The organism is Streptomyces sp. NPDC044106 (genome assembly GCF_056433985.1).
Genome location: NZ_JBWKFZ010000015.1, coordinates 72909 through 88460, shown reverse-complemented (window position 1 = coordinate 88460; position 15552 = coordinate 72909). Strand labels below are relative to the sequence as shown.

The following is a 15552-nucleotide window of genomic DNA, read 5'->3' as shown; positions in this document are numbered from 1 at the left end:
CGGAACTGCTAGGTGCGCGAAAGCGCGGGAGAGGCGGTGACAGAGGGCAGGGGCCCCAAAAGGGGTCCCTGCCTTCTACCCGACCGGTCAATCGAAGAGGCTCTGCAGTCTCGACTCGATCCAGCCGGGCCGCCGAAGCAGCTCGAACGTGTCGACCGCGACGATCGCGCGCTGTGGCGGTTCGCTGTCCAGCACCGGGTTCTCGAACGACTCGAACGACTCGAACACCTCGAAGCCCTCTGCCTCCAGTGAGGTTAGCGCTCGGGTCACACGCTTCGAGCGGGCGGGACCGGTCCAGGACTCAAGAGGGTGGGTGATGAGTACAGCGAGATCTTCGTGCTGGATGTCTTTCAGGACTGGCAAGCCGTGGGAGGAATCAGCCTTCCAGTGCGAGAAGCTTCTGGCGAACCGCTCGACTCGCTCGAATGCATAGTCCTCCTCGGCGGTGAAGTCCAGGTTCCCCCCATCGAGCAGTTCGACCATCTGTGTGGCCAGGCGCCAATCGAGCAGCGGGTGGTAGGCGCTGTTGCTGTAGTCCCGCAGGCAGTCGTAGCAGGACGAGTCGCATGGCCCGGCCCTCAAGCTGCCGGAGCGGTGGCGGGTGAGATCGGCCGCGACCTCACGTGCGGCGAGCAGGAAGTCGGTAGGGCGCTTCCCCAGCCAGGTCGAATATCCGGCACCGTTCTCCAAGGTGTCAGAGAGGAAGACTTGCGCCTTGACACTGCCCTCTTCTTCTCCTCGGTCGGGATAGAGACCCGCCGAGAGTTCTCTTCCGTCAATGTCCAATAGCCTGACGGCAGCGAGTTTGAAAACCGTACCGAGTGAGAGCCAAGCAGCCCTTGCGGCCATGCGTCTCGGGTCGAGGGCCAGATCAGCGGGTTGCTCGCGGAGGCCGACCAAAAGAACGTCGGTCAGTTTCACTGAGGCCAGTGCCAGTTTCTCCTCGTTGCTGCCCGAATGCTGTGTGGGCAGGCCCAGATCTCTCGCGCGGTCGGCGTCAGCCAGGAGTTTTGTGTCCAGCAGACCGTCGTGTCCCTTGACCTTGCCGAACTGGTATCCCTCGCCAGTTCCTGCGTTGACCACCACGATGCGTCCCTGGCCGCTTCTGAATTCAGCGGCCTTAGTGCAGCGTGGGACGAGCGCTGATGTCGTGTCAAGGGTGAGGCGCGCGGAGAACGCGCGTGGTGTGAATTCGAATGTGCCGTCGTAATCCTGAGCCTTGTAGCTGGTGCGAAAGCCGAGCGGCTGACACGACGGGAGCATCCGGTAGTCACCGGCTTCTCCTGCGGTGGCCCCACAGACAGGACACGAATGCTCGGATTCGCGGAGATTGACGGAGAGGCACTTGGCGCAGATGCCCACCATGAGACGATCACTGTCCGGAGCTTTGCCGGGCAACCAGTGCCCGCCGGCGGGCTCGTACGTCACGAGGCCGACTGCTGTGTGCAACGCCTTGTCCTTGACCACTTCACCGCCGGGCGCCCACTCCGAGATGGCGATGTCGATGTCCCGATCGATGACGTCGGTGAGTTCCGGTCCGTGCGGCCTCTGATGATGCAGGTTGCGAACCCGGGTGGGGAATCCGAACATAGGGAGCACTCCGCGCTCCGCGAGCGACTGGCTGAGCGGACCGGCGTCCGGCGCGTTCGTCACCACTTCCTCTATCTCGGAGTAGAGGCGGGAAGTGGCCCAGGAGACCAGATCATCCAGCGAAGGCGCGCCAGGAGACGCCCCTTGCAGGAGAACCTGGCCCGCGTGTCTCTTAGCGATGTCGTTGTCGGCCAGCCAGGTACGGACGTCATCCCGCACCAATGGCCATCCGCTGACGGTCCCGAAGGGCCCGTGGACATTGCGTCCCGGATCCCAGTCGGACGTCCCCTCGACCGACCGGAAGGCGAGAGTCAGCAGGCTTGCGGCGTAGCAACGGAGCAGGATCTCCCGGCGATCGAGATCCACGTACGGGCTAGGCGAGGGATCGCCGGTGATCCGATAGGGGTGCTGGAAGTAGTGGTCGTCATGGGTCCTGGTGCCACGGCACAGCGTCAGGGCGATGGACAGGTGATCGAGTCGGCGGCCGGCCCGGCCCACACGCTGCTGGTAGTTGAAGCGCTGTGGTGGCATGTTCGCCATTACCACCGCGCGGAGCGCGCCGATGTCGACGCCGGCCTCCATCGTGGTGGTGACGCTGAGTAGGTCGACTTCATCGACCAACTCGATGTCCTTCCCGCTCAGAAAGACCGACTGGAAGAGGGCTTGCCGAGCCTGAGCATCGTCGTTGTCGGTCTGGCCCGTCAGCTCTTCGCAGTGGAGCCTGAAAGGGATCCCAGCCTCTCGGGCCAGGAAGGTGTAGTAGTCGTCCAGGGTGACGGAATCCGGGTCGAGGGGTTCGGTAACGAGATGTGAACTGAGGCAGAAGGCACAGACGCCCGCGGAGCCGTGGAGGTGCCTTCTGGTACACCGTTCGCAGCGCCATTCTGTCCCGCTGGCCAGGACGATCCTGATCTTCTGCCCTTCAATCCGAGGCTCCGCGTCGCTCAGCCCCAGTGCATTCTTCACCTCTTGGACCAGTGCGTCCGGGAATACGTCGTGACGCTGCGCGACGGCGTTGATGTATTTCCTCGCTGCTGTGTGCAGATTCGCTGGCGGCTCAGGGCGCTGCTCCTGGAACTGGCGGCGCACACCCAGCAGCCTCAGCGTGGACAGGCACACCTGGCGGAAGACCTCGTCATCCAGCAACCGGCTCTTGAAGGTGATGTCCTGAGCGGCATGGCCGATGCCGAGCGACTCCAGGTCGCGGCCGCCTCCCGCAAAGACCGCCTGTTGGACCTGTGCCTGCACTGTTCTGTGGATTTCGGAACTCAGGACGCGTAGATCGTTGGTGAGAGAAGTCTCGGGCCGCTGGATCGGGACGCCACTGGTCCAGTCGTAGAGCCTGGTCCAGCTCCGTGACTCGGTGCTAGCGCTCAGTGAAAACGAGGGCCCACCGGGATGCACGCCGTATGTAACTGCTTGCGTGCTGACTTCGTTGCCGAGTTCGACGAGTGTCGGGCCCTTCTGCTGGGCCCGGTAGTCCGCCAGCACGCTTTCGTGTTCGGGGGTGAGGCTGTCATGGGCCAGGGCGACCACTGCTGCAACCAGATCGGGTGAACCAGTCGCTGTGAGCTGGGTCAGCGCGGCCTGGCCTGCCTTGTTCCCCTTGAAGAACTCTGCTGCCAACGCCACGAGATCCTTCGGGTGGTCGAGGGCGGCGATCACGAGCTGCCTGACCAAGTCCTGATAGTGCGACCGCTCCAAGCCCGCAGAGATGCGGGCCGCGTCCTGTCGGCTGTCCGAGAAGACGACGATCTTCGTCTGCAGCTGCCTTTTGAGGGCATCGGTTAGGACCTGGTTGGACTTCTCAAAACCTGTACCCATGGTGCGGATGGGGGACCGGGAACGTGACGGGTCCTCGAACTGGCGGACATTCTTGAAGATCTCTTTATCTTCCCCGCAGCAGGGACAGACGGTGGGAAAGGCGCGGACCTTCCCGAGGTGGCCCTGCGGTTGGCTCTGCGCCACCAGCAGGTACCCGTTGTTCTCCTCGTTCGGGTAGCTGCCAACCTTGCCGCTCGCGGGATCCAGCACGGCCGGAACAAAGGTGAACGTGTATTCCGGCCGATTCTTTGCCTTCGGTCGGCCACCCTTGTGTTTGTGCGGCGATAGGTCGAGGTCGGAGCGTTCTCCCGCAGTGGGCAGGAAGATGCTGTACACATCGGCGGTGCGATCGAAGCGCGCCTTGTCCGGGAGGGATTCGAGATCGGTTGCGGTGGAGACCAGGTAGCGCCTCGTGGGATCGTGGGCGAGATTCGGAGAACGGAATCCGCCGAGGAAGACCTCTCCGCACGTGTCGCAGTACAGCAATTCCAGGACGCGAGCGCCGCATTCGCAGGCATACCTGGGCCGGCTATAGAGCTTTCCGACCAGGCGTTCCGCCGGTGAATCCGCGGTGCGTGGTTGGACTTCCGAGCAGTTGCGATCCGCGCACGCCCACATGCCGGTGACGTTCCGGAAGAACAGGTGGAGCCGGAATCGCGAGCCGGCATCCGCCTCCCCGTCAAGGCGCGAGATGAGTGCGTCGGTGGCTTCCAGTGCCTTATCGGGTGCGAGGCCAGGAAAGAGCTTGGCCGACACGTCGGCCAGCGGCTTCGCTCGGGGGGAGTCGTCCTCGTCGCTCGCTCTGAACGCGGCCTGGAGCGCCGCGTGCCGGTCAGGAAGTGGCGGCAGGGCACCTGTTCCTTGGCCAACGGTGTTTGCCCAGGGCATGAGATCGGTCCTGCCCTTGGTCCGGACGCGTTCACCGGCGAGCACGGAGAAGCGGTCGGCTGATCGTCCGAAGAAGTCGCTCAGAAACTTCCGGTCCACCGGGTTTTCCGGATCCATGGAGGCGGAGGTGGCGATCACGGACAGTTGGTCGGAATCGGTGGACAGCCCGAGGCGGTCGATAAGCTTGCGTAGGAGGTAGGCGACCTCAGTGCCCTGAGTACCTCTGTACATGTGGAGTTCGTCCACCACCAGGCTGAAGACGTGGTCCTTGGAACTCTTCAGCCAGTTACGAGTCCGATCGAAGATGGGATCCTCGTCTCGGCGCATGAGCATGATGTTGAGCATGCTGTAGTTGGTGATGAGGATGTCTGGCGGAGCGACCTGCATGTCCCAACGAGAACGCATCTCGGCCCCGAAGGGGCGCTGGAGGAAGTACCGGGCTTCCTCGTCCTCCACAAGGCCGTCCGCGATGCGCTGCTCCAGCTGGTGGCTTCGGTCCTCCATCGAGGCCAGAGCCCTACGCAATTCCTTCATTTTGGAGGAATTCGGCTTGGAGGCTAGCTCCAGGGGGCCGGCAACCGGGGTGCGGCCGGTGTAGCGGCCGAAGTGGAAGCGGTTGCCGTTACGGTGCGTGTCGAACCAGCCGCGTACGTCCGGTGCGTCCAGGCTGCGTCGCAACCTGATCAGCTGGTCCTCCACTAGCGCGTTCATTGGATAGAGAAACATGGCGCGCATGGCCGAGGGGCGGCCGCCTCCGTGGCGCTGGGCCTGCCAGTGCCGTGACGTGCGCCACCAGGGCCGCTCCTCGGCACTCTGGGACCCTGCTGGCGCCCACTGACGAGATTCATTGGCTAGTCTGGCTAGCACCGGGACGAGGAAGGCTTCGGTCTTTCCGGAACCGGTTCCGGACGTCACTACGATGTCCCGTCCGTGATTGCTTGCCCTCAGGGCCTCCACCTGATGGGTGTAGAGCCTGGGGATTCCCCGGAGCAGCCCGGCTCCCAGAAGTCCGGCGAACTCCGGAACCCCTATTTCTGCCGCTAGCTCTTCCAGGGTCTGAGCTGACTGCACATATTGAGGCAAAAGCTCCAGATACGGATCCTGAAAGAGGACCCCGGGAGTGCAAAGTAGCTCTTTGAGTTCCTCGCCTACCGAAGAGTCGCGAAGCGAGTAGGCGGTGTCGTAGTACCGCTGGAAGTACTCGGCAAGTTGGCCGTGGACGGCCGACGGAGAGATGCCAGACATCAAGATCCTCACGGGGTCCGGACTTAGGGGACGAGTTGAAGTTTCTGGTATAGAGATTCGGCTAATTGTCTGGCGAATGCCTCGTCAATGTTCACGTACTTGACGTAGCTCTTGTACTCAGGAATCGAATGCCGGTCTGGCGCTGCCTGCGGATCGAGCGCGGTTAGTTTCGGCAGCAGCCCGCTGCGCAGCACGGCGGCGCGGGCGTGGAGATGCGGTAGCTGCATGCGTTTCGGCGCGTAAAGTTCCCGCTGCAGCGGGCTGTACCGCAGCACCCAGCGTTCTGTGCGCGCGAGTTCCGCGTACACCACCGTGCGCTTGTCGGCGATGAAGCCGCTCATGCCGATCCAGTAGACATAGCGGTGGGTGTTGTAGCGCTGATATCGGTAGGCGCCGTGGAGCGGTGGTTCGCCGTGGCCTTCGACATCTGTCCAGAGGTCACCGCCCCCCTCGGACATCTTCTGAGGCTCGATGCCGCCGGGCCCCCGCTGTACGCCACGTTCGGTGAGCATTTCTTGAAAGCGGGGAAGACGTAGAACGAGTTGATCCGCAGCGCGGTCCTCGAAGGCGATGCCGAGTGCCTCGCAGAGAGCGCGGCATTCTTCAGGATCCGCTAGTGTCACCATCCGCACCGACGGGCCGTCGGCCTGTCGATGTGGCGGAAGTGCTACCACGGACTGCGCGAGGGCGGAGATACCAGGGTCAGGGTCTTCGTGCAGCCGTTCCAGCCGCTGTATGAGCCAGAGCGGCCTTTGCCCCACCAGAAGCGCGTGCCCTCCGGAATTGGGCAAGGTGGTGAGGACCGGTGGCGTCACACTCCAGATCCGGGCTTCCCAGTCCACTTCGACATGGCTGAGAATCTGCAGGTTGTACAGCGCGATGCGCCAGTCCAGCGTGGAACTCTCCTGCTTGCCCTTCCCCAGCCATGTGTACGTGTCTTGGAAGGCATCGAGGCTCCCGGCGCCGCGTTCGGAACACCACAGGAGCAGCTCGTCGTGCACCATTCACTTCCCTGCCGTGTAGTCGGTCCAGTCTTGTGCGCAAGCCACTGCGGTGGTGATGCTTCGCGAGGTCAGCCTGCGCCAGTCAGCTTGACTGAGAATTGTCCAGCTCCCTGAGGGGACGTCACACGGGCTATACGAGCCAGTTTGGACGATCGGGGCTAGCCAGGCCCTGGCGTTCTGGGAACTGGTTACCTGAAGCAGCCATACAGCTTGGAAAGGCAGAGCAGCGAGCAGCGGTTCGATGTCGATCGCGTGAGGCACATGGTCCATGGTGGCGATCCAGACTGGCGCTTCGGGAACGAGCTGGGCAGCGAGGCGATTCCCGCCTAGGGCATAGATCGAGCCGCCGAGGCGCAGGATGCTCGTCGGAGGAAGGGGGTCGAGCCGATAGCTTCCGAAGAACGAGCCGGACAAATGGCCGGGCGGCAGCCAGGAAGCGAGCGCCGACGGACTTGCCGAGTTCGGGATCCTTCTGGGGATGGTGGCCAGCTTGGCGCTCCTCGGAGGGAGCGCTAGTAGTGGTAGGGCAACGCTCTCCCGGTAGCGCTCGACCAGGGTGAACGTGAGCTTGCGATGCCCGACCTCGATCTGGTGCTCGCCGACGGAGTGCACTCGCTCCGCTAGCCGGATCGTGATCGTGTCCGTCGGCACCTGAGAAACCGGCGGCAAGGGCACCCCGTCGATGGTGACGGTGCGCGGATGGTCATCGGGAATCGCTGGCAGAACAAGGTCAGGTGCGTACCCGAGGAGGTAGGTCTGTTTGCCGCCATCGATACGGAGGCCGCCGGACAGGCGGGCCAACTGCTGGTGCAGCGGGGCCAGCGGGCCAACGACGCCGGAGACCGTCGCGGATCGGGTCGGTGTGTAGCCGCTGAACAACGTCCAGCCGGGCGGCACCTGAACCCTGCGGGGTTGACGTACGCCGTCTGATCCACAAGCGAGCATCACCGCCTCGGCCTGCGCTGCGAAGGCAGTCCTCACCAGTACTCGATGAGGCACCCCGATTTCCGCTGCATTGACGGATGTCCACTTCCCGACCAAGTCATTGGCCTGGAGGACGTAGAGGTCGCGAGCGGGGAGCATCAGTGTGGCGGTGTCGGCGGCCAGTTCGAGTGCCGATCCCGGAGTGAGTTCCTGGTCCGGAGGCGTGAGAGGTAACCATTCCACGCCTAAGGGAACCCTGATGACGTCGCCGTTCAGACTGAGCGATTCGAGACGGAGGTGGGAGGGGATGCGGGCTGCAACGCTGTACGGGAAACCGCCGGCTTCGGTCGTGAGAGACAAGGGCACACACGGCAGGCCAGCGGAGTTTCTCGGGAGCCCGTCGTAGTGGGTGAGTTCCTGCTGCAGGATGCTCGCCAGGATCGGTCGCAACTCCGGCGATGCCAGTGCGCGCTGGATCCGTGGGCTGGGCCGATTGAGCCGTACCCACTCCTGGAACCGGGCGAGGAGTTCCGCTTCGGGGACCGAGTCTCCCGGCTGGGCTCCGATCGCTGACAGGAACAGCCCGACTTGCACGCGGTCCGATCCGACCAGAACGGCTTGGGACAGGGACCAGCCGATGTTGACCTGGGTCGGATGGGGAATGGCGGAGGGCAGGCCGCGTCGGCCCTGTTCATGCTCGGTCAGCCACCACTTCAGGTGATCCCACAGGGTGGGGACGATCACGTCGTAGCCGTCTGGCATGCCGGTGCCTTCGTGCAGGTCGAGCAGCTCGCGGAGCGGGCCATAGTAGGAAAACCTGTCGGAGCGGTTCATCCTGGAGGCTGCGAGCACTGTTGCTGCGAGGAGTGCGATGAAGGGCGGGTTGCCCGCGGCCCCGTGTCGGCGCCAGCGGCGAGCACGGGAGGCGATCCCTTCGAAGGGGTCGCGCCCGAAGACCCGGCTCCTGATGGCAGTTTGGAAGTTCTCGGCTGCAGTCGGGGGCGTTGTGGCAGCCTGGGTGTGACTGGTCAGCAGTTCGGTGAGTAGGGCATCGTCTACCGATAAGTACACAGGGGTTGCTGCTTCACGGAGGGGGAAGAAGTGTTCCGTGAGAACTCTGTTCCAGCTGTCATAGTCCATGGGCAACCCCCTCATCTGCGTAGGAAGAAGTTAGCCCATCGGTAGGACATTGGTCGCTTTTCGAACACCTGTCGGATATTCTTCGATGCCTGTGCCCGCTTAACTGCCCAACTGCCTTGACAACTGCGGTTTTCTCCGGTGAGCTCCCTCTGTCAAGACATTGAGCAGATCTACTTCGGGGAGTGCCTCCGTTGACCGCCGCACGATCGTCAGCGCGAACCCGGCCCGTGGGGAAGGTGCTCTCTCTGTTTACAGGAGCGGGTGGTCTTGACGTGGGTCTGGAGAGGGCTGGGCTGGCTACCGTCGCTTGCATGGAAGTTGACGCTGACGCCAGGGCCGTGCTCGCAGCCAATCGGCCGGGATGGGCCATGCCTGGCAACGGTGATGTCAACACTGCTGCCCAGTACCTCACTCCCCGAGCACTAGGCATGAAGCGCGGGCAACTCGACCTCATTGCAGGGGGGCCGCCTTGTCAGCCGTTTTCAAAGGCTGCGCAGTGGGCTTCGACTGCACGGAGTGGCATGGAGGACGACCGAGCCAAGTGTGTGCATGGGATGCTCGACCTGGTTGAAGGTTTCCTCCCTAGGGCATTGCTCGTCGAGAACGTTGAGGGGTTCTTGAGAGGGGACGGGAACGCCTCCGAGGTCATTGACGAGGGGCTCGCGGGTATTAACGATCGGCATGGCACTTCCTACAGGATGGTGGCCAAGGTCGTTGATGCAGCTGACTACGGGGTGCCTCAGCACCGACGTCGGGCTATCGGCATTGCGTACCGGGACGGTGCAGAGGTTCACCTGCCGGAGGCGACCCACGCAGGCGACCCGATGCGGGCCTGGGACGTGCTTTGGGATCTTGAAGAGGATGAGAAGCCTGTTGCTACAGGGCAATGGGCAGCGCTACTGCCTTCCATCCCAGAAGGTGGCAACTATCTCCATCTCACGGCTCGTGGCGACGGTGAGGAACTCTTCGGGTGGCGAACCCGGTACTGGTCGTTTCTGTTGAAGCTGGCCAAGGATCGACCGTCCTGGACCTTGCCAGCCTCTCCTGGGCCGAGCACGGGGCCGTTCCACTGGGACAATCGGCCCCTTTCTGTGCGTGAGCAGATGCGCTTGCAGACCTTCCCTGACGAATGGAGCATCGATCAGCCGTTCCGCGCTGGTCGGCGGATGGTGGGTAACGCGACCCCTCCGCTACTTGCAGAGGTGCTGGGGCGGACAATCGTGAGAGACCTTGAACTGGGCGGGGCTTCAGTCAGGTCTCGTCTTTTGGCGGGAGCGCCGTCTTTGCTGCCCGAGCGGCAGCTGAGCGTTCCGCGTGCCGTCGCGCCTGTCCCGATTCCTGAGGCGTACCAACCTCAGGTGGGTACCAAGGAGGCTCATCCAGGCGAGGGTATTGGACCTTCGCCTCGACGGTTGGCGACGAGAGGCTGACCTGCCCGGCCCTTTGTGTGGACTCTGTTGCTGGGCGAACGTTCGGCCGAAGGGGAGCGCTTGCATCGCCGGGCCTAGAAGGCGGGCTGTGGCGGGTGCGGGTTCTTCGCGCGCCGGGCTGGTTCGCTGCCACTAGCGTGGCTGCTGAGGCGTAGAGGTTGCTTCGTAGGTGCTGGGTGGTGCTGCCGGCGTTCAGGAGGTTGAGTGCCTCGTCGGCGGGGGCGGCGGCCCGCTGCTCGATGCCGACTTGTCCGCCGTGGCGGTAGTCGCACCGACTGCTCTCCACCACAGGAACGCGATGTCTAGCAGCTATCCGCGCCCCGTCTCGTGTCGCCCACGGCTCCGGTCGGCGGAGCGGCTTTGGGCTGGAGCTGCTTTGGGGCGAGTGATCATGGCCCCTTAAGCTTCCGGCGAGTCGGGCAGTCTGTGGACCTGCCCGTTAAAGCACGACGTTGGGGCCATGATCTTAGAGGCTCGCCCCAAAGTGGCTGCGTAAAGCCGTGGAGCCGACCGCCCCAGCCACGATGTACCCATTCTCTGAGGTCAGTTGGCCGCCAGCTCTTGTCGCGCGGCCCGGTGGACCGGGCCGGAGCGGGGCGGAGACAGGAGCGGCGGCCCGGGGAGCCGGGCCGCGCGCGGGGAGCGGAGCGAGCCGCCTTGAACCAGTAGAGAAAGTTGTAACTCAGTCCGACTGGTGGGGCTTGAAGTCGTGTGCGCAGGATGGGAGTTCGGTCGCCTGGCGGTCGGCGAGGGGCAGGAAGAGTACTGGTCGTATCGTCCAGGTGATCCGAGTGTCGGCATGCGTCACAGAGACCGTGCAGGGCTCCATGCCCAGGAGTGCTCTGCGGGTTTGGACGCGTCCCGCGTACAGCCACCCCCAGGCCTCGTCGGAAGCGTCGGCGTCGAGTGCCGGTGAGATGGTGCGGAGTGCGATCGCTACCCACCTGTCGGCCTGCGCTGCCGTGTAGGCGTCGAATGATGCTCGTAGCTGCTGCTCGCCCTGCTGGCCCGTGGTGGTCTCCGTCCAGCACTCGCACCAGTAGCCGCGTCGGGGCCCTCTCATCCGCATGGTTGGACTCCCCGGCCGGCATCGGTGAAAAGCTCCGCGGTGACTGTGTGGCCCTTGTCGCTGTCGTGGACGACGACCCGGTGTGCGATCGCGCTGACCATGCCCAGGCCTCTGCCGTGTTCCGCCTCGTCGTGCTGGTGCTCGACCTTCGGTGCGGTTCTCGTGCCCCCGTCGTCCGTGACCGACAACGCGACCATCTGCGGTGATACCTCGACGGCCAGGGAGAAGCTGCCCGACTGGCGACCGCTCGCCGTATGCAGGATCGCGTTCGCGCTTAGCTCGCTCACGATCAGCTCGGCGTCCTCCGCCAAGGGCGAGTCACGAAGGATGTCCCGCGTCCAGCGTCGGGCCCGGCTGACCTCTTCTGGGAAACCTGGGCAAGTGAGGCCCCAGACTCGGATAGTGCTCGTATACTCGTGCATACAAGTTCCTTCGTGCTGGTAGGCCGCCATGTGCAGCGGGTTCGAGCTAGACGAGTTTCACGCCGTCGTGGGCGCGGATCGCCGGTGGGGAAGCCGCGTCGAGTGCGTCCAGGACGCGGATCGCGTAAGCCTCGTCGGCGAGTTCTGTGACTTCATCGCGGGTGGCCCAGCGCAGAGCTCGGGTCTCGTCGCCGGTGGTGGGCGTACCGTCGGCGGCCTCGCAGCGGAAGACCATGGAGACGATCAAGCCCGTCATGTTCTTGTAGATGCCGGTGAGTGTCGCGGGAAGCGCGATCTTGATGCCGGTTTCTTCGAGGACCTCGCGTTGCAAGGCCTCGGGGATGGTCTCCTCGCGTTCGAGGATGCCGCCCGGGGGTTCCCAGTGGCCGTTGTCGCGGCGCTTGATCAAAAGGGCCCGGCCCTGCTCGTCAACGATGACTCCGGCAACGCTCACGGAGTGCGGACGGTCAGTGCTCACGGTGCTCGACCCTCTCGAATAGCTAGGCTCTCCACCGTAGCAACAACACTCGCCCAGTCGTCTAGATACCTAAAGGAGTACACGTGACGTCACTCCCGAGCCTGCTCGGCGATATCGACCCCACGAGCGATCGTGCGGTCTTTCGACAGATCGCCGACCAGCTGCGCGAGGCCATCGACCGTGGGCGATTCAAGGAAGGCGAGAAGCTGCCCTCGGAAGCCGAACTCGTCGAGCACTACGGCGTCTCCCGGATGACCGTTCGGAACTCCTTCTCCATCCTCACCGGTGAGGGCCTGGTTCATGCCGAGCATGGAAAGGGCGTCTTCGTGCGGCCCCGGCCGCCCGTCCGGCGCTTGGCCTCCGACCGCTTCGCCCGGCGCCACCGTGAGCAAGGCAAGTCTGCCTTCATCGTCGAAGCTGACGCTGCGGGCAGCCATCCCCAGGTCGACAGCCTGGAGGTCAAGGAAGAGAAGGCCAGTCAGGACATCTCCACCCGCCTCGGTTCCGTGCGACGCGTGCTCGCTCGTCGGCGCCGCTACCTGCTCGACGGCCGGCCGGTCGAGTTCGCCACCTCCTACCTCCCGCTCGACATCGCGCGCGGTACGCAGATCGCCGAGCCCAATCCCGGCCCCGGCGGCATCTACGCCCGCCTCGAAGAGCTGGGGCACCACCTCGACCACTTCGAGGAGGAGATCCGGGCCCGGATGCCCGCGCCGTCAGAAGTGCGGACGCTCCGGCTGGCCTCTGGCGTGCCCGTGATCCACCTGATCCGCACCGCGTATGACACCGAAGGGCGGGCCGTGGAGGTCTGCGACACCGTCATGGCGGCGGACGCCTACGTCCTGTCGTACCAGCTCCCGGCCACGTAAGGGCCTGACAGCCGTGGCACACGGTGGTCGCTCCCCCGAACTCGTACATCCCAACAGGCATACTCGTATAGACGAGTGGGCAAGTTGTGTGGCAACGTAGTCCGCGTTCCCGGAAGTCGGGTTCGAAGGCTGCATCTTGTATAGACGAGTAGATGGGAAGAATCTTGCGAACCATCCGTGTGGAGACCTCGGCCGCGACGATCCTGCTGACTGAGGCGCCCGAGCCCAAGGTCCGCGACCGACAGACGGGCGAGATCGCCAAGGACATCAACAGCGGTGAAGCCCTGATGACGATCGGCGTCGTGTACATCGAGGAGGGGGAGTCGTCCCTGGTCAAGGTGACCATCCCGGAGAGCGGAGTGTCCGAGGGGCTGGCGCTCGGTGCGCCGGTCTCGCTTCCGGGGCTCGTGGCCCGGCCGTGGGAGAGCGTGTTCAACGGCCAGCAGCGGCACGGCATCGCATACCGCTGCGCCGCCGTCACTCCGGCAGCCTTCCCGGCAGCCATGGAGGCCTCGGCCTGATGACCGACCTGACGACGCTTCTGGAGGTGGGTGGTCCTGTCGCCGCGCTTGGCGGCGGGGCTGCCTACGCCCGGGCCAACCATCCCGGGGCCTACTGGTCTGCGGTCGGCCTGCCGATGTCCACGGCCCGACTGCTCAGCTCGTACGGCTCGGTCATGGAGGCCTGCGGCCTGACGGTGACGCCGTCCCGACTGCGGGTCCTGGCGGTCAAGGCCGCCACCCGTGGGGAGGTCCGGCCCGTACCGCCTCGGCGCGGGATCATCCGCCCGACCACGACCGGATTACGGCTCCGTCTGCGGCTCGCACCAGGCCAGGAGCCCGCCGACGTGGCCGCCTCGGCCGAACGCCTTCGGCATGCCTGGGGAGTTCACGCCGTGTACGTGACCACGGTCAAGCCTGGCGTGGTCGACCTGCGACTCGTGGGTTACGACGTGCTGCGCAAGGTCCGTATGCCGCGCAAAGCGGTGGGCGGGGCCCTGCAAGTGCCCGTGGCGCTGCGGGAAGACGCGACACCTTTCGTACGCGACTACCGCGTGGTGCCGCACGGCCTCTCCCTGGGCGCCACCCTGTCGGGCAAGTCCATGTACCTGCGGCACCTCGTTGCCGGACTCGCACCGCAGCCCGTCGCCCTGGTCGGCATCGACTGCAAGCGCGGTGTGGAGCTGGCGCCCTTCGCCTCGCGGCTGTCGGCGCTGGCCACTGACCCCGAGCAGGCTGCCGAGTTGCTGCCCGCGCTCATCAAGGAGATGGAGGACCGGTACGACCTGATCAAGGCACGCCAGAGGATCGCGCCGGGCACGCCCAATGAGGAGATCACCTCCGACATCTGGGGGCTTCCCGAGCAGGAACGGCCCGTCCCCGTGGTGCTGTTCGTCGACGAGGTGGCGGAACTGTTCCTCGTCGCCACGAAGAAGGAGGAAGAGCGGCGGGACGAGATGGTCACTCAGCTCATCCGGCTTGCTCAGCTCGGCCGCGCGGCCGGTATCTACCTGGAGGTGTGCGGGCAGCGATTCGGCGCCGAGCTCGGCAAGGGCGCCACGATGCTCCGAGCCCAGTTGACCGGTCGCGTCTGCCACCGCGTGAACGACGAAGCCTCCGCGAAAATGGCGCTCGGCGACATCGCCCCCGAAGCGGTCTCTGCCGCCTGCGCCATCCCTGCCGAACGGCCCGGTCTCGCCGTCGCCGGTGACACCTCGGGCGGCTGGTCTCGCATCCGTACCCCGTACCTCTCACTGTCCGACGCCGCCGAGACCTGCCGCGCGTCGGCCCACATGGTCCCCGACCTGCCCGCGCTGAAGCCCTTCCGGCCCTCAGTGCCCGTGCAGCCGGTCGAGTCGCCGGCCTCAGTCGTGCAACCGCGCCCGGTCACCGGCTGAGCCGCACCTTCCCACCCCGGTCGGCGTGACCGTCTCGCGCCACGTCCCTACCCCTGCCATGCCTGAACCCGGAAGGAGCCGCAGCATGCGCGCCCAACTGGCCCGTATCGACGCGGTACTCGTCCAGGCCGTCATCGCGGCCGCCCTGTCCTTCGCCCACCTGCACGACGTCGCCTCGGCGGCCGGACAGGACGGGTGGAAGGCGTGGGCCTACCCGATCTCGGTCGACCTGCTGCTCGTTGCCGCCTGGCGTCGACTGCGGACCGGTGAGGCCAAAGCCGCGGGCTGGTGTTGGTTCGTCATCGCGCTTGCGGCCTCCCTGGGCGCGAATGTCGCCACGGCTGGACTGCTCGACCTGAACCATGTGCCGGCCTGGCTCCGCATCCTCGTCGCGGGCTGGCCTGCGGTCGCCTTCCTCGGCGGAACGCTCCTCGCGCACTCGGCGCCGACCCGGCAGGACGTGCCCGAGGAGGACGGCCGAGAGCCCGAGCGCATCGACGACCAGGAGGACGACGGCCAGGAGGACGCGCCCGATCCCGTACCGGAGCTCCCGCCGCCACCGGCTACCGAACCCGCGCCCGCCTCTCCAACTCCCGTCGTTTCCATCCCGGCCGCCCTGGTCGAGCACGCCCGCAAAGTCGCCACCGAGCACCACTCCCGTACCGGCACGGACATCGACACCACGACCCTGCGCGCCCGCCTCGGCGTCCCGATGCCCATGGCCGACGCCATCGCCGCTCAGCTCTGAAAGCTCGGAACGTTCTGAAGGGAG

Annotated in this window: 11 protein-coding genes and 1 pseudogene; 5 read left to right on the top strand and 7 right to left on the bottom strand. The window is 65.2% G+C overall.

The features are described 5' to 3' along the window. Positions 1–87: 87 nt before the first annotated feature. From AC07DI_RS26995 to AC07DI_RS26985, 3 genes are read right to left on the bottom strand one after another with little or no spacing between them, the layout of a single operon-like run. Positions 88–5547, bottom strand: coding sequence for a DEAD/DEAH box helicase (locus AC07DI_RS26995; RefSeq protein ID WP_478906491.1), 5460 nt, complete (start codon positions 5545–5547; stop codon positions 88–90). Positions 5548–5570: 23 nt separating this feature from the next. Next, positions 5571–6551 carry a hypothetical protein gene (locus AC07DI_RS26990; RefSeq protein ID WP_478906489.1) on the bottom strand — a complete coding sequence of 327 codons (981 nt, stop codon included), beginning with the start codon at positions 6549–6551 and terminating at the stop codon, positions 5571–5573. Next, a complete protein-coding gene (locus AC07DI_RS26985; protein ID WP_478906487.1) occupies positions 6552–8615 on the bottom strand; it encodes a hypothetical protein in 2064 nt (687 codons plus the stop codon). A gap of 182 nt (positions 8616–8797) precedes the next feature. Here AC07DI_RS26985 and AC07DI_RS26980 point away from each other — a divergent pair, with 182 nt between their 5' ends. After that, positions 8798–10045 (top strand): DNA cytosine methyltransferase, encoded by a 1248-nt coding sequence (locus AC07DI_RS26980; protein WP_478906485.1) that lies wholly within the window; start codon positions 8798–8800, stop codon positions 10043–10045. Positions 10046–10184: 139 nt separating this feature from the next. Here the strand turns inward: AC07DI_RS26980 and AC07DI_RS26975 are convergent. The 4 genes and pseudogenes from AC07DI_RS26975 to AC07DI_RS26960 all read right to left on the bottom strand — a co-directional run. Next, positions 10185–10358 (bottom strand): annotated as a pseudogene (locus AC07DI_RS26975) (XRE family transcriptional regulator); the annotation flags it as partial. Positions 10359–10727: 369 nt separating this feature from the next. Further along, positions 10728–11108, bottom strand: a complete 381-nt coding sequence (locus AC07DI_RS26970; protein WP_478906653.1) for a hypothetical protein — start codon at positions 11106–11108, stop codon at positions 10728–10730. Next, positions 11105–11536 (bottom strand): ATP-binding protein, encoded by a 432-nt coding sequence (locus AC07DI_RS26965; RefSeq protein ID WP_478906483.1) that lies wholly within the window; start codon positions 11534–11536, stop codon positions 11105–11107. The genes AC07DI_RS26970 and AC07DI_RS26965 overlap by 4 nt, the downstream gene beginning before the upstream one ends. A 46-nt stretch (positions 11537–11582) precedes the next feature. Further along, entirely contained in the window at positions 11583–11990 is a 408-nt protein-coding gene (locus tag AC07DI_RS26960) for an NUDIX hydrolase (protein WP_478906652.1), read from the bottom strand. Positions 11991–12097: 107 nt separating this feature from the next. Between AC07DI_RS26960 and AC07DI_RS26955 the strand changes: the two genes are divergently transcribed. The 4 genes from AC07DI_RS26955 (at position 12098) to AC07DI_RS26940 (ending at position 15528) form a co-directional block, all read left to right on the top strand. Beyond that, positions 12098–12883 carry a GntR family transcriptional regulator gene (locus AC07DI_RS26955; RefSeq protein ID WP_478906481.1) on the top strand — a complete coding sequence of 262 codons (786 nt, stop codon included), beginning with the start codon at positions 12098–12100 and terminating at the stop codon, positions 12881–12883. 164 nt (positions 12884–13047) lie between these two features. Continuing rightward, the gene (locus AC07DI_RS26950; protein ID WP_478906479.1) at positions 13048–13404 is read left to right on the top strand and encodes an SCO3933 family regulatory protein; all 357 of its coding nucleotides are present in this window, start codon (positions 13048–13050) and stop codon (positions 13402–13404) included. Continuing rightward, positions 13404–14780 carry an FtsK/SpoIIIE domain-containing protein gene (locus AC07DI_RS26945; protein ID WP_478906477.1) on the top strand — a complete coding sequence of 459 codons (1377 nt, stop codon included), beginning with the start codon at positions 13404–13406 and terminating at the stop codon, positions 14778–14780. The genes AC07DI_RS26950 and AC07DI_RS26945 overlap by 1 nt, the downstream gene beginning before the upstream one ends. A gap of 85 nt (positions 14781–14865) precedes the next feature. Then, positions 14866–15528 carry a DUF2637 domain-containing protein gene (locus AC07DI_RS26940; RefSeq protein ID WP_478906475.1) on the top strand — a complete coding sequence of 221 codons (663 nt, stop codon included), beginning with the start codon at positions 14866–14868 and terminating at the stop codon, positions 15526–15528. The last annotated feature ends 24 nt before the right edge of the window (positions 15529–15552 follow it).